Origin of the sequence: Chitinibacter bivalviorum, assembly GCF_013403565.1 — a bacterium.
GTDB classification, from domain to species: domain Bacteria; phylum Pseudomonadota; class Gammaproteobacteria; order Burkholderiales; family Chitinibacteraceae; genus Chitinibacter; species Chitinibacter bivalviorum.
Genome location: NZ_CP058627.1, coordinates 1,085,687 through 1,098,586, shown reverse-complemented (window position 1 = coordinate 1,098,586; position 12,900 = coordinate 1,085,687). Strand labels below are relative to the sequence as shown.

Annotated in this window: 15 protein-coding genes and 1 tRNA gene; 3 read left to right on the top strand and 13 right to left on the bottom strand. The window is 49.8% G+C overall.

What is annotated here, in order from left to right; genetic code table 11:
* Positions 1 to 99: 99 nt before the first annotated feature.
* Positions 100 to 2,247 carry a DUF1631 family protein gene (locus tag HQ393_RS05155; protein WP_179357771.1) on the top strand — a complete coding sequence of 716 codons (2,148 nt, stop codon included), beginning with the start codon at positions 100 to 102 and terminating at the stop codon, positions 2,245 to 2,247.
* Positions 2,248 to 2,282: 35 nt separating this feature from the next.
* On the opposite strand, the gene rph is transcribed toward HQ393_RS05155, so the two are convergent.
* From rph to HQ393_RS05135, 4 genes are all read right to left on the bottom strand, one after another.
* Positions 2,283 to 2,999, bottom strand: a complete 717-nt coding sequence (rph, locus tag HQ393_RS05150) for a ribonuclease PH (RefSeq protein WP_179357770.1) — start codon at positions 2,997 to 2,999, stop codon at positions 2,283 to 2,285.
* Between the two features lie 68 nt (positions 3,000 to 3,067).
* A complete protein-coding gene (locus tag HQ393_RS05145) occupies positions 3,068 to 3,325 on the bottom strand; it encodes a DUF2164 domain-containing protein (RefSeq protein WP_179357769.1) in 258 nt (85 codons plus the stop codon).
* An 8-nt stretch (positions 3,326 to 3,333) separates the two neighbouring features.
* On the bottom strand, positions 3,334 to 4,443 hold the full coding sequence (locus HQ393_RS05140; RefSeq protein WP_179357768.1) for an anhydro-N-acetylmuramic acid kinase: 1,110 nt from the start codon (positions 4,441 to 4,443) through the stop codon (positions 3,334 to 3,336).
* Positions 4,444 to 4,468: 25 nt separating this feature from the next.
* On the bottom strand, positions 4,469 to 5,797 hold the full coding sequence (locus HQ393_RS05135) for a M23 family metallopeptidase (RefSeq protein ID WP_179357767.1): 1,329 nt from the start codon (positions 5,795 to 5,797) through the stop codon (positions 4,469 to 4,471).
* A 342-nt stretch (positions 5,798 to 6,139) separates the two neighbouring features.
* On the opposite strand from HQ393_RS05135, the gene HQ393_RS05130 reads away from it, so the two are divergent.
* Positions 6,140 to 6,964: a class I SAM-dependent methyltransferase gene (locus tag HQ393_RS05130; protein ID WP_179357766.1), complete on the top strand. Its 825-nt coding sequence runs from the start codon at positions 6,140 to 6,142 to the stop codon at positions 6,962 to 6,964.
* Between the two features lie 91 nt (positions 6,965 to 7,055).
* Positions 7,056 to 7,146: transfer RNA gene (locus tag HQ393_RS05125), tRNA-Ser, on the top strand.
* A 24-nt stretch (positions 7,147 to 7,170) separates the two neighbouring features.
* Here HQ393_RS05125 and HQ393_RS05120 read toward each other — a convergent pair.
* The 9 genes from HQ393_RS05120 to HQ393_RS05085 form a co-directional block, all read right to left on the bottom strand.
* On the bottom strand, positions 7,171 to 8,343 hold the full coding sequence (locus HQ393_RS05120; RefSeq protein WP_179357765.1) for a tyrosine-type recombinase/integrase: 1,173 nt from the start codon (positions 8,341 to 8,343) through the stop codon (positions 7,171 to 7,173).
* Positions 8,286 to 8,465, bottom strand: a complete 180-nt coding sequence (gene xisR, locus HQ393_RS18190; protein WP_498371127.1) for an excisionase family protein — start codon at positions 8,463 to 8,465, stop codon at positions 8,286 to 8,288. Before xisR ends, HQ393_RS05120 begins: the two co-directional genes overlap by 58 nt.
* Before the next feature lie 71 nt (positions 8,466 to 8,536).
* A complete protein-coding gene (locus tag HQ393_RS05115) occupies positions 8,537 to 8,728 on the bottom strand; it encodes a hypothetical protein (RefSeq protein WP_179357764.1) in 192 nt (63 codons plus the stop codon).
* The gene (locus tag HQ393_RS05110; RefSeq protein ID WP_179357763.1) at positions 8,725 to 9,114 is read right to left on the bottom strand and encodes a hypothetical protein; all 390 of its coding nucleotides are present in this window, start codon (positions 9,112 to 9,114) and stop codon (positions 8,725 to 8,727) included. The genes HQ393_RS05115 and HQ393_RS05110 overlap by 4 nt, the downstream gene beginning before the upstream one ends.
* A 55-nt stretch (positions 9,115 to 9,169) precedes the next feature.
* Positions 9,170 to 9,898, bottom strand: a complete 729-nt coding sequence (locus HQ393_RS05105; protein WP_218871299.1) for a DNA cytosine methyltransferase — start codon at positions 9,896 to 9,898, stop codon at positions 9,170 to 9,172.
* 178 nt (positions 9,899 to 10,076) lie between these two features.
* The gene (locus HQ393_RS05100; protein ID WP_246307958.1) at positions 10,077 to 11,261 is read right to left on the bottom strand and encodes an RNA-directed DNA polymerase; all 1,185 of its coding nucleotides are present in this window, start codon (positions 11,259 to 11,261) and stop codon (positions 10,077 to 10,079) included.
* A 248-nt stretch (positions 11,262 to 11,509) separates the two neighbouring features.
* On the bottom strand, positions 11,510 to 11,863 hold the full coding sequence (locus HQ393_RS05095) for a four helix bundle protein (protein WP_179357761.1): 354 nt from the start codon (positions 11,861 to 11,863) through the stop codon (positions 11,510 to 11,512).
* Between the two features lie 21 nt (positions 11,864 to 11,884).
* The gene (locus HQ393_RS05090; RefSeq protein ID WP_179357760.1) at positions 11,885 to 12,367 is read right to left on the bottom strand and encodes an Lcl C-terminal domain-containing protein; all 483 of its coding nucleotides are present in this window, start codon (positions 12,365 to 12,367) and stop codon (positions 11,885 to 11,887) included.
* 30 nt (positions 12,368 to 12,397) lie between these two features.
* Entirely contained in the window at positions 12,398 to 12,877 is a 480-nt protein-coding gene (locus HQ393_RS05085) for an Lcl C-terminal domain-containing protein (RefSeq protein ID WP_179357759.1), read from the bottom strand.
* Positions 12,878 to 12,900 lie beyond the last annotated feature (23 nt).

Below are 12,900 nucleotides of genomic sequence, written 5' to 3'. Positions count from 1 at the left end.
AATACGACTGAACAAGTCTTTTTCACGACTAACGGTAATAATACATATATAATTGAATGCTAATATAGTGTGTGAATAATCACGTCCATAGGTGATGCCATGAGCCAACCCATACCCAAGCCCGCACTCTCAAGTCATAAAACATTGGTCAAGCAAGACCCAATGTTGTTGGCTTGTCGTGATCTGGCGATCAAGATGCTCACGGAGTCACTGGAAGGTTTTTTTGCGCGCTTAGAAGAAACCTATTTTGAGCTGGCCGACAAAACGTTTGATCGCAAACAGCGCGAAGACTATTTCGCGGCCCGCATTGAAACGCACAATAAAAAAGCGATTTTGGCTGCTCAGTTCCAGCAATACTTCACTGCCGCTTTTGATAAAAGCGCCCAAAATGCAGCTTCAGAGTCGGATAAAAAGTTCTATTTCGTTAATGCAGACCCCGACCAACTGAGTTTGGTCGCCAATGACGAGTACGAAGAATCGATCACTACTGATAAAGTCATTAAAAGCATTAAATCTCGTGGCGGTGAAGAGCTCAATCAGCTTGAGATGCGGTTCGCTCGCTTGTTGTCAAAAGACAATCAGGCCGGTGACACTGCCAACCCAATGTCACCCGAGGCGATTTGCGATGCCTTTTTAAAGGCATGCAAGCAGTTAGAAACTGGGGTTGATGCCCGTCTGGTGGCGATGCAGGCATTTGAGGCCGAGCTCTCTTCGCAGGTGGCTGATGTATATCACCGCGTAAATCAATATTTGATTTCAAAAAATGTGCAACCTTTGGTGCGACGCCAGAACCCAAGCGCCAAGCCAGCGGCAGCAGCGCCCAGCCCTGAAAATAATCAAGCCCAACAAGCCGCAAGCAAAGGGCAAGAGCTGGGTGCGTACTTAAATCAATTGGCCACTGGCGACGGCGTCAATCACGATTCAGCAGCCCCAACGCAAGAACATGCACCCGGTTGGTTGGCTTTTTTGGATATGTTGCAGCGTAAAGCGCCCGCTAGTGACGAGTTAAGCGACGAGGAGGGCAACCCGCTCACGCATAATTTGCTAGGTGCTTTACGCGACTCAGGCTGGGCCAAACAGCTACCTCAATTGGATGCAATGACCTTAGAGTTGGTCGCGATGCTTTTTGAGCATATGTTTGATGATCCGCGCTTATCTCCATCCATCAAAAGCTTGATCGGTCGCCTGCAAATTCCATTGCTCAAAGTAGCCATGATTGATGCAAGTTTCTTTGCTAAAAAGCACCACCCTGCGCGACATTTTCTTGATGAATTAGCATTAACGGCACTGGATGATCAAGAACTCGAGCGCGGCATGCCACGTTATGATGCGCTGGCAGAAATAGTGAATAACTTGCTGCGCCGCTTCGAAGACGATATTAGTGTTTTTGATGACGCACTTCATGCATTGGCGCAATTAAATCAGCAGCAGGAAGACACCGCAGTACAGGCTTTGGCGGGTGAACTCAATCAATTGGCATCGATCGAGATGGCCGAGCTTGCCGCCGTGACTACAGAGCAGCTGATTGAGCAGCGACTGGTTGATGAGAGTATTCCTATAGTTATTGCCGCGTTTTTGCGTGAAACGTGGCAAATGGCTCTGCGCCAATCATATGGATCACAAGGTGAAGCTGAACCTTTATTTGTACAGCGCCTGCAAGCGATGGACGATTTGCTCTGGAGTGTTGCGCCAAAATCAGGCGCAGATGAACGTTTCAAAATGGTCAATATGCTCCCTGGCATGCTTAAAACCTTGGAAGAGGGGGCTAAGAGTGTCGGGGTTTCACATGCGCAAGCGCAGGGCTTTTTTTCTGAGCTGGTGCAGTGCCATGCGGCAGCTATTCGCAATGGCTTGAAACTAGGCAATCCAGCGCCAACCGCGCCGGTTGTTGAAGCGAAAGTGGCCCCTGCAGAAGTTGAATCTGCGCCCGTTGTTGCATTTGAATTAGATCTGGATCAGGCAATTGATGCCGAAGAGGAAGAAGAATCAATAGCCGCCTCAATATTTCCTTTGCGTGGCGAATGGGTCGATTGGCTTAATGATCAGGGTGATGTTGTTCGGCTGCGCTTATCTTGGATTAGCCCGCAAGAAACACGATATTTGTTTACCAATCGCAATGTAAAAGGGCAGGCCTTCTTGAAGGCGGAGGTAGAAGAGGCCTTACTTAGCGGCAGGATGACGCGCCTGATTCTTGAGGGCTCGCTTTTTGATCGTGCGATTCAGAATGTCATGAGTGAATTAAACTAAGGTGAGGTTTAATTCACTCCTTCGAACGCGCTAGATTATTGCGTCAGACTTTGCTTTTGCAATTCGATCAATTGAGCAATGCCTTTTTCAGCTAAGTCGAGCAAAGAATTCATTTCGCTCCGACTAAAAGCTTCACCCTCTGCTGTGCCTTGAATCTCGATAAATTTGCCAGCCGCAGTCATCACGACGTTCATGTCGGTTTCGCAATTAGAGTCTTCAATATAATCCAAATCAAGCAATGCGGTTTCACCTACGATGCCGACTGAGACTGCGGCGACTGCTTCGCGAATAGGGGAGGCATTTAATTTTCCGCTGGCGATCAGATTATTCACTGCGTCAGTCAAGGCCACAAATGCGCCCGTGATGCTGGCCGTGCGCGTGCCGCCATCGGCCTGAATCACGTCGCAATCGATGGTGATTTGGCGCTCACCCAAGGCTTTCAGATCGACCACGGCACGCAGGCTACGGCCGATCAAACGCTGGATTTCTTGAGTGCGCCCGCTTTGCTTGCCTGCCGCAGATTCGCGCTTCATCCGGCTGCCCGTCGAGCGTGGCAGCATGCCATATTCAGCAGTGACCCAGCCTTCGCCTTTGCCTTTCAGAAATGGCGGCACTTTTTCCTCGACACTCGCGGTGCAAATCACTTTGGTATTGCCGAACTCAACCAAAACACTACCCTCGGCATGGCATGTGTATTGGCGGGTGAGACGGATGCTGCGTAACTGGTCTGCTTGGCGTTGAGATGAGCGCATTGTGTTTCTGACCTGTGTGAACTTAAGATGCGCTGAGTATACCGCATCAGGCTGGGCGCAAAATTGATTTACCTACCCTTGGGTGCCCAGTAGCTTTTGGCAATGGCATAACAATGCAGGTTCAATTCTTCAGTTTGTTGGTGAAGGTGTTGCTGTACATCAGTGACGGCTTGGTTATAGATGTGTGGCCCGATTTCTTGTTGAATAAAACCAAGTAGCAATTGGGTCTGCAATTGGCTGGCCTGATGATCCATTTCTTCATCCAGATAGCGCTGCAAGCTGCTGATGAGACGTAATTCAAGGTCTTTGTCGAGTTTGATGGTCATGGCATTCCTTAGTGAGGATAAATCGCGCCGAGGATGCGCAAGCCTGCGGCGCCCGTCACCGCTGGCAAGTTGCCGCTTTGCCGATCAATGCAGCGCATTGCCAGCCATGCAAATGCATAAGCTTCAACCCAACTCGGGTCTACGCCCAAATTTGCAGTGCTCAAGACTGGGCAAGCTAGCTGCGCGGCAATGCAGTCCATTAAATACTGGTTATAAGCGCCGCCGCCACACACAAAAACTTCGTCGACTTTACCTTGGCTATTAATCGCGCTAGCAATTGTGCTGGCGGTTAATTGCGCCAAAGTCGCTTGCACATCTTCTGCTTTGATTGCGCGATTAAATTGGGCTAGATGACTCTCGAGCCAATGGCGATGAAACAGATCTCGGCCAGTCGATTTGGGGGCTGGGTGGCTAAAATAGGGGTCGGATAGCATTTGGGTTAACAGGCCTTCATCTGGCCGACCGGATGCTGCCCACTCGCCATTGGCATCGTAATGAAGACCTTTGTGCTGTTGAACCCACAAGTCCATTAACACATTGCCAGGTCCACTATCAAAGCCGCTAACATAGCCATCTTGACCGAGCCAACTGATATTGGCGATGCCGCCGATATTGACGATGACTCTATTTGTGTGATTTGTCCCGAAAATAGCCTGATGAAATGCAGGCACTAAAGGCGCACCTTGCCCGCCGGCGGCAATATCGCGACTGCGAAAATCACCGACAACAGTAATGCCAGTATATTCCGCTAAAGCAGCATTATTGCCGATTTGAATCGTATACCCCAGTTCGGGTCGGTGACGTATGGTTTGCCCATGGTTGCCAATAGCGATAATTTGCGCTGCGGTGATATTGGCTTGCTGCAGTAAGTGCGCCACGACATCGGCGCAAACACGGCTATGTGCATTGGCGGCTAAATGCGTTAAATGGATTTCATTATCCGACGGCGATTGCAGGCGCATTAAGTCGGCGCGCAATTCATCAGGCATGTCTGCGCTATGTGTTGCTATGAGTTCCGGTGTTGGCGTAGCAAAATCAACCAGCACCGCATCGATACCATCAAGGCTGGTACCAGTCATTAAGCCGATAAAATAACGCGGAGAAGGATTTGCAGTCATATGGGCAGGCCAGCACTAGGCTTAATTAATCGAGTTGCGCCAATTCTACCTGTCCTGCCACTGAAAGTTGACGTTTCATTGTGCGCGCCAAAGGGGCAAAGTCAGCCAGTTGCTGAGTGGATAGTTTTTTTCCCTCGGGCATGGCGACAGTCAGTGGATCGACCTGCTGACCATTGACCTTAAATTCATAATGTAAATGCGGGCCAGTCGCTCGCCCAGTTTGGCCAACCGCGCCAATTACTTGGCCCTGACTGACTGCTTGACCTGCTTTAAGCCCTTTGGCGATGGCCGACATATGCCCGTATAAGGTACTGTATTTGCCATCATGCTTTACTTCAACAAAATTGCCATAGCCGCCATCGCGGCCCGCTTTGGTCACAATCCCATCGGCGGTTACTTGGATGTCTGTGCCTGTTGGTGCGGCGTAATCAACACCACGATGCTGTTTCCAAGTAAAAAGCACGGGGTGTAATCGCATCGCGAAGCCAGAGCTAATTCGCGAGAATTTGACCGGATTGCTGATAAAGCCTTGTTTTAGGCTGCGCCCATCGAGCGAATAGTAATTGCCGTTTTCCGAACCATCGGCAAACCACATGGCCTCGTGCACGTTGCCATTATTGATAAATTGCGCCGCCAATATCCTTCCGGGGCGAACAATAGCGCCAAGATGAACTTCACTTTCATATACCACCGAAAATTGGTCGCCTTTTTGCAATTTATGGTGAAAATCGACACGACTGGCGAAAAGGTCAATCAGTTGCTGGGTAATTGCGTCTGGGATGTCTGCCGCATCGGTAGCGGCAAAAAACGAGCTGTTGATTCGCCCAGATTTCATAAAGGTTTGTTTTTGCGTTGCCACGGGCTCGCTGCTGGCGCTGAGCTGATTCGCTGTGCGAGAAATGCGGACTTGTTCACCCGCGCCGTTAACATAAGTCAGTTGGCTAATCTCGCCATTTTCATTGCTGCTGGCGTGTAAAATACGGCCAGGGCTAAGCTCGTATAGTTTTTTTGCAGTGGCATCGGTCTGGATGAATTTTTGCACTTCCTGATCCATGATGCCCATGCGCGATAAAATACGCCCCACGGTATCGCCGCTACGAATCACTTCCATCCGGTCGTGTTGCTGATTTTCATCGCGACTGATGAGGGGCGGCGTGGCTAAAGTTTGTGTGACGGTGTGAATATTGATCTGAGCTTGGGGGCCAAACTCAACGACGCCATAGGCGGTGAGCGTCATGCCCAAAGGCGCAATTAAGGCGGCCACTATCCAGCGCATATGCTGACGTTGCCAGGTGCCAAAGTGCTGATTTTCTACGGGGTGAGCGACGGTGGTGGGCTTTTCAATCGGGGACATACATACTCTCAAATACAACTTTGCCCAAGACTAACAGACAAAGCAGAAATAACGAATTTCCATTAACTAACAGGCACTTACATTCGCATTCAGTATGTGAGCGTGCTAAACTAATGAGGCAATTTGGGGCAAAAAAAGCGGCAATCAAAATCAAGGTTTACGTCTAAATCCACAGACTGCATTGCACGCATTACAGTTCCTGAGTGGTAATTTTTACAATGCCCAGGCTCTCATATCCTGCAGAGTTAAAAAACTCAAGGGAATATCTATCTATATCACGGGTATTTAGCTAGACGCAGCCAATATATTGGCTCTTGGTTATATACCCTGTAAGGACTTTAAATGAATTTAATTCCAGAAATCCGTGAAGGCCAATCGCTTGAGCTACTGAAAGCACTGCATATTTTAACGCGAGACGGAAAGCTCAACCAAGATAGCCGGCGAAAACTGAAGCAGGTTTATCACCTTTTTAACTTCATTGAGCCCTTGCTGGACGACGTAATGAGTCACCATGAGAATGTCACTCTGGTAGATCATGGCGCCGGGAAATCGTATTTGGGATTTATTATTTATGATCTGTTTTTCAAGTCAAAAGCAGCAGGGCACATCTACGGCACTGAATTTCGCGCCGAGCTAGTAAAAAAATCCCGCGAGCTGGCACATCAATGTGGGTTTGAGCGTATGACCTTTCTAGATATGCTGGTGGAGCAAGCTGCAAGCGCGAAGGAAATGCCGGCGCAAATCGACATCGTAACTGCATTGCACGCTTGCGATACCGCCACCGATGACGCGATTCGCTTTGGCTTAGAGAAAAATGCAAAGCACATGGTATTGGTACCGTGCTGCCAAGCCGAGGTGGCCAGCGTTCTGCGCAAACATAAAAGCCAATCATTGGCGAAAACGCCCTTGGCTGAAATTTGGCGCCACCCGATCCATACCCGAGAATTTGGTAGCCAAATTACAAATGTACTGCGTTGCTTGCTACTGCAATCCAAGGGCTATCAAGTGACTGTCACCGAGTTGGTAGGCTGGGAGCACTCGATGAAAAATGAGCTCATTATCGCCAGTCAAAGCAGCAATGCCCCGCGCAAACAAGCTAAAGAGCGAATGGGGCAGATTCTGGAGGAGCTTAATCTAGCGGAAATGAGTACGCGTTTTATGTATTGAGTGTGTGCCCGCGATGCCAATCCTGGCGTAGTAAAAGTGCGAAAATGCTTGTCAAAAAAAGTCATGCTCCGTATGATTCGTCCTCCTTCGCGGAGAGATGGATGAGTGGTTTAAGTCGCACGCCTGGAAAGCGTGTATAGGTTAATAGCCTATCGGGGGTTCGAATCCCCCTCCCTCCGCCAGAATATGCCTTTAGAATCAAGTGGTTAAGATGATTTTTCTAAATACTGGCACACAGTTGGCACATTCAGCATGATTTCTAGCTTGTTTTTCTCTCTGGAGCGATCCGCTAAATCAATCCAACGAGAATAAACCTCAAGCAACATTTTCATGCTTGTGTGACCCATCTGCCGACTTACCCACATCGGGTTTGCTCCGGCCATCAAGTTCAGCGTCGCAAAAGTATGCCTTGTCTGGTATGGGTTCCGATATCTCAAGCCAGATAAGCGCATGATGCGCCCCCAGTACTGATGCAGTACACATCCCCTTGAAATACTTTTGCGAGTGTTCGGATTAATGAAAATCTGAGCCCCCGCCAAGAAACTATGTACTTTTTGCCGATTCAGCGCGGCAATTGCTCGGCTGTTCAGCTCAACATCACGAACTTGACCAGTCTTTGTACCCTTGACCTCACCATCAACTTTGGCGCGCGAAACGCGAACAACGCTCAGTTGCCAATCAATATCCCCCCATTTCACCTCCAACAGCTCCGATGTTCGCAATCCGGTAAAGAAAGCAAACTCAAATAGGTTGGCGTACATATCGCAATCTTTCCGCATGATACTGATTATCTGATTCGCTTCATCAAGTGAAAACGGATCAGGCGGTTCTTTTTGCGCTTTGAGGTTCTTCAGTCTGGCCGCTGGGTTTGCGTCGATCGCACCATCTAAAAAGGCCATCTCAAATGGTTGTCTGATTACTGTGCAGGTGTTATTCCGCGTTTTCATCGATCCCCATTCAATTGAACCCAATAGCTCGGCAATATCGCCATAAGTAATCGTGTTCATCGGTTTTTCACCGATTTTCGGCAATACATAATGATCGAGCCGTTTTCGGTAGTCATGCAGCGTTGACGTGGCCAAGTGTGAATTGGCAGTCATCCAACGAACCGAATACTCCCGAAATGTCGGGGCGTGTGTTGCCTCGATCATGTCCTTGGCTATCTTCGAATCAGGAAAATACTCTTGATAATTGAAAATGCCATAGGCAATCTTCTGTGTTATTTCCTCCCTAAGTTTGCTTGCGTGCTTCAGATTTGCTGGTGTTGGATCAAGCTTTAACGACTGCCAATGCCGCTTCCCTTGATACATAAACCAGAGCTTTATGCTGCTTTCCCTTGCGACGATGCCTGGGAAGCGTAGCTTTGCCCCTCTACCCATTTTTCAAATTCCGTTAAGTTAATGAAAATGTGTCGGTCAGAGGAACGCCGGTAGTGGATTCCTTCAACCCACACGCCCTCATAGATTTTGCTACGAACAGCCCGGTCTGTATATCCAGTCATTTCGCAGAACTTTGGGATCATGACGTAATTGACCATGATTTCTTCTCCAAACAGGTGGAAAAAAGCCTTGACTAGCAGGGCGCTTGGTTGATTTGATAGGCACACCACGGATATTGATCGGGCTGCCTAATGATTTTTCCTGATTCGACCAATCGAGTTGCGGCTGCAGCGCGGTGACCATTTTCAGTAACCCAGAACATTGAAAAGCCACCGTCACGCTTAACCCGCATTAGCACTTGGTGCTCCCACTGCTGGCGAGTCATGGCTTCGCTACTTTTGCGATAATGTCTTTAGCCAGTGAGAGTGTCTTGCCAAGGGCTAGCCATGACAAACTGCCATCAATTGCGCAAGTGGTGTCGTTGGTGAGTAGTTTCAGCGCCGCTAGCAGCTTGTCGCGCTCTCGTTGCAATTTGACCCGTGAAGCAAAAACATTACCACTGAACGGCGACCATTTATGTTCGATACAGTATTCAATATCTTCAGTTTTGCAATCGGCGAGCACATTCACGCAGGCCACGATGCGGCGGGCATATTTCTCGCCAATCTCTAGTGCAATACTGGCTGGCTCATTGGCAAGGTCCAGATCGTAGAAACCTTCCTCGCCACGAAACACTTTTTTCAACTTCAGGTTTTGTAGATTTTCGCTCATTGCGTTCTCCGCAAAAAAGCCCTCGGGTGAGGGCGGTTAGGCTTTGTTGATTTGTTCAAAATATTTGATTTAAGCTGGCGTATGCTGCTGCAGCCACTCTTGGAACTTGTCCATTTCCAATGGCTTTAAGCCGGTCCACCCCAAAGGCCACATCATGATTAACTCTGCGAATAAGGGGTTCAGGTAAATCGGATCGTCCTCGCAAATCCTCAACGCTTCCGATGTTTTCGCACCACGGTAGGCGGCTGAATTTCGGTACCTGTTTTTGCTCGATCCCTTGCCTTCGTTTGCGCTTGGTGTTGGCAGCTTTAATCCAGATCCGCTCCCGTCTGTGAATCCCTCCGACTTGTTCACATGAAAACACTCCCCATTGCGCATCAAACCCGATTTCGGCCAGGTCTCCAAGGACAACTCCAAGTCCTCGAAGAGTGAGCGCTGGGCTGTTTTCCATCCATGCAAATGCGGGTTGTACTTCGCAAATGATTCGGAGCATGTGCTTCCATAAGCCAGATCGCTCCCCGCTAATTCCGGCCCCTCTACCTGCAACGCTGATGTCTTGGCATGGGAATCCGCCAGAAACAACGTCAGCAATTCCATTCCACGGCCTTCCGTCAAAACTACGCACGTCAGACCAAATTGGGAAAGGCTTGAGAATTCCATCGTTTTGTCGTTGCGCCAAAACTTGTGCCGCGTAGGCATCACGCTCAACTGCGCAGACTGTTCTCCATCCGAGTAGCCCCCCCAAGTATTCCTCCGCCAGCGCCTGCGAAAAGAGCCAACTCATTCATCATCACTCCTAAATCTGCGCCTGCGCCCCAACAATCTTCACGGTCGCTGGCATAAAAAAGCCCGTTCTGGTTAAACGGGCTGGTTGGTCTTGTGCTAGTCGCCAAGCATGGCCACAAGCAGGGCATTGGTACTGCCCCTTCGGTAGTTCACCTGTTAGCGTGGTGGTGAACTGCTCAAACGGGGCCTGGTGGTTGCATCGGCAGTGGATTTGCATGGCTTGCTCCATAATTCTTCCGATAGGTTTTAGTCACATCACCGCTAATCGTGTGCCCACGGCGACGCAGAATATTGGCAAGCTTCGCGCACTGGTGATGTCCGGCGCTGGATTGGCGGAATAGGCCAAAGTAGCTATTAGCCGTCTCAAATAATTCGCTTGCGGGCATCGTGGCGACTTTGCGCATGGCTTCGTTGGTTGAGCGTTTGCGCACTTCACGCCGCCACGGTTTGATGACTTGCCCGACAAAATCCACGCCGCGCGCGACTGGCTGCAGAATGGTTTTGCTCTGGTTAATTTTTGCCGCGAGTCGTTCGGCTAAGAATGTTTCAATCCTGACCTTGGCTGCATTCAGCCATTGCGGCGATTCGTGCAACAGAATGAAGTCATCGACATAACGGATGTAATGCTTCGCGCCGATCTGGTGCTTCACAAACTGATCCAGCTCGTTCAGGTACACGTTGGCGAAAAACTGGCTGCTCAGATTGCCTATCGGCAAGCCAAGATTGGCAGGGTGATTCGTCAGCCGTTTGTGCGCCGGTACGCGCTCAAGCAAGGCTGGATTGCCTCGCAATTCATAGTCTTGGCGTGGATCGTGAAACAGAATCGTCTCGACCAATGCAATCCACCAAGGTTCGTGAATTCTTTTAGCCAGCTGCTCGCGTAGAATGCGCTTGTCGATGCTGACAAAGAAGTTCGCCAGATCGAGCTTTAGGTAATGCGCTGGCTGGCTCCAGTTCTGCGTGATGCTGCGCACTTTCGATTCAAGCCGTTTCGCGCCGTACAGCGTGCCGCGCCCAGGGATGCAGGCGCAGCTATCAGCAATAAAACTGGCATAAAAGCGTGGCGCGACGCGGTTGTAAAACAGGTGATGCACAATGCGATCACGAAAATCAGCCGCCCATACTTCGCGTGGCTTGGGCCTCGTAATCACAAAGCAAATTGATTTACCTGGCTGATAACGATTGGTTTTCAATTCGTCATAAAGCCGGAAAAGGTTGCGCTCCAGCCTTTGCTCAAAGGCTAGGGCGCTTCCACTGTTGCGCTTTGATTTTCGGCAATCGAAATACGCTTGCACAAGCTCTTCAAAGGTAAAGTCGGGGTGGTGCGCGGATTTGGTTTGATCTGCGGACGGCTCGGGCACGGAACTCGTTAGTCTTGTTGTTGTTATTCTGGTTGCCGTTGTTGAAATTCTGATTCCATGCATAATTTGAATCCGAAGCGTTGATTCGTGCTATCTACGTCGCTTCGCCGAAGGCCGTGCCGATCAGCGAAGAAACTGCGCGAGACCTGTTGGCTGCTGCCAGTGGTTTCTGTGTTGCGCATGGGAGTGGCCTTGTTGGCCAGTCGCACGACCAGATTAAAATCGTACAGTCGCAATGGCCGTGACCATCACGAAACAGACGATGCTGCGTTGCGTCGCCACCCACTGGCTTGCTTGCCGATACTGTTCGTGAGCTCGATTCCCTTGGCGTACTGGGGAATTGAAATAAAGCGCTTATCTCGCGACAACCGAAGCAATAACTCAGTAACCTGAAGTCGTTCGATCAAATCGGTGAGATGAGGCGCTTTATTCCGGTTCACGTTCGCCCGAAATATAAGCAGCAAGATTTCCACGCATTCATCACGCAACTTGCCGCCGATGCTGTGCTTGAAGTCGCGTGGCATGTTCTTGCTCAAGTCAGTTACAACGTCGAGTAAGTCATAGGCCTGCTTATAAATCGGTAGATCGGTGTGTAAAGCCATGGTTAAAACCAAATAGTTAAATTACTCAATTGTTAATCTGCGGACGGCTCGGGCACGGAACTCGTAAGTCTTGTCGTCGTTATCCTGGAAGCCGTAGTAGAAATCCTGAGTCCATGCAAAATCTGAATCCGAAGCGTGCGTTTCGCTAGACCAGTACCAAGCCGCTTTAAACTGCTCTTTCAGATTGGCAAAAAGCAAAGCCTGCTCACGGCGGGTGGGCAGCTCACCACCTTGCTCCGCGGCCCACTTCACCGCATCAGCCCATTTAATGTCTTCGGCCTGTTCAGGCAATAGAATGACGTGATGACCTGCTACGCCATCCTTGCCGACCAAGAAACCAGCGTAATGCTCGCCTTCGCGCAGTTCGATGCGGGCTTCGGGGAGGGCGATGACTTGCGCAATGGTGTTTTGCGCCTTGAACTTAGCGATTTGCTTGGCTAGTTCGGTTTGTTCGGTGGCGAGCTCGGCCTGTTTGGTTTCGAGCTGTTCAATGGTGATGGTCATATTGAGAAACCCCTTTAAATTGATAAATGATTAAATGGCTAATCTGCGGACGGCTCGGGCACGGAACTCGTTAGTCTTGTCGTAGTAATTCTGGTAGCCGTTGTCGAAACCCTGAATCCATGCACAATTAGAATCCGAAGCGTGCGTTTCGCTAGACCAGTACCAAGCCGCTTTAAACTGCTCTTTCAGATTGGCAAAAAGCAAAGCCTGCTCACGGCGGGTGGGCAGCTCACCACCTTGCTCCGCGGCCCACTTCACCGCATCAGCCCATTTAATGTCTTCGGCCTGTTCAGGCAATAGAATGACGTGATGACCTGCTACGCCATCCTTGCCGACCAAGAAACCAGCGTAATGCTCGCCTTCGCGCAGTTCGATGCGGGCTTCGGGGAGGGCGATGACTTGCGCAATGGTGTTTTGCGCCTTGAACTTAGCGATTTGCTTGGCTAGTTCGGTTTGTTCGGTGGCGAGCTCGGCCTGTTTGGTTTCGAGCTGTTCAATGGTGATGGTCATATTGAGAAACCCCTTTAAATTGA